The sequence below is a fragment of the Salipiger abyssi genome (assembly GCF_017311415.1).
Lineage (GTDB): Bacteria > Pseudomonadota > Alphaproteobacteria > Rhodobacterales > Rhodobacteraceae > Salipiger > Salipiger abyssi_A.
The window spans coordinates 1-1,097 of record NZ_JAEKIS010000070.1; the positions used below are offsets into that span (position 1 = coordinate 1).

The following is a 1,097-nucleotide window of genomic DNA, read 5'->3' on the forward strand; positions in this document are numbered from 1 at the left end:
GGGCACATTCTAAACTGGGTTGCGACAAATCCCCTATCTTGCTGGAAAGCAAGGAGAACGGACGATGGCGCACAAAGAGCTGGATCTGCGTGAGCGGCGCAGGATCGAAGACATGCTGAACGCAAAGCTGCCGGTCAGCAGGATCGCTGCTGAGATCGGTCGGCATCGCTCGACTGTCTACCGCGAGATCAAGCGCAATGCCTTCGAGGCGCGCACAGAAGACGTGGCCTATCTCGATGGCTACTACGGCATGGTTGCGCAGCGCAAAGCCTCCGATCGCCGGGCCCGGAGGCGCAAGCTGATCCGGCTTGTCGATTTGCGTGAAGCCGTTATCGACCGTCTCAAGGCTGGCTGGTCGCCTGAGCAGATCGCCGGCCGGATGCGCCTCGAAGGTCTGCCCGTGACAGTCAGCCACGAGACCATCTACGCCCATGTCTATGGCCCCGAGGGTCGTGCCGAAGAGTTGGCGCGACACCTGCCCAGCCGGCGCAAGAAACGCAGGCCCAGGTATGCGCGGCGGTCCCGCAACCAGGTCTTTCCGCCCGAACGCTCGATCCATCAGCGCCCCGAATACGTTAAAACGCGGGAAACATTCGGAGAATGGGAAGGTGATCTGATGATCTTCGAGCGCGCGCAAGGCTCGATGAACGTCGCAACGCTGGTCGAGAGAAAGACCCGCTTCGCGGTCTTGTTCCGCAACAACGATCGCAGTTCCAAGCACTTCATGAACAGCTTGATGAACGTGATGACCCCGCTGCCCCAGGCTGCGCGCAAGTCGATCACCTTCGACCGCGGCTTCGAGTTTCGCGACTGGAGAAAGCTCGAGGCCGGCATCGGGACAACCGCTTGGTTTTGCGATCCGCAGGCACCCTGGCAGAAAGGCTCGGTGGAAAACCTGAACGGACGGGCCCGCCGAGTTCTGCCCCGCGATACCCCTCTCGCATCCCTTTCGGGACCCCAGATGAAGCAGATCAGCGAGAGACTGAATGCGACACCGCGAAAATGCCTCGAATGGCGCACGCCTACCGAAGCCTTCAGAGAAGAAATGGTGAAACTGAGATAGCGGAGACTGTCGCAACCACCCTTGAGCTCACAAA

Annotated in this window: 1 protein-coding gene; it reads left to right on the top strand. The window is 60.3% G+C overall.

Going from position 1 to position 1,097, the window contains the following annotated elements:
* The first annotated feature begins 64 nt into the window (after positions 1 to 64).
* Entirely contained in the window at positions 65 to 1,063 is a 999-nt protein-coding gene (locus I6N89_RS25330) for an IS30 family transposase (RefSeq protein ID WP_207020971.1), read from the top strand.
* Positions 1,064 to 1,097 lie beyond the last annotated feature (34 nt).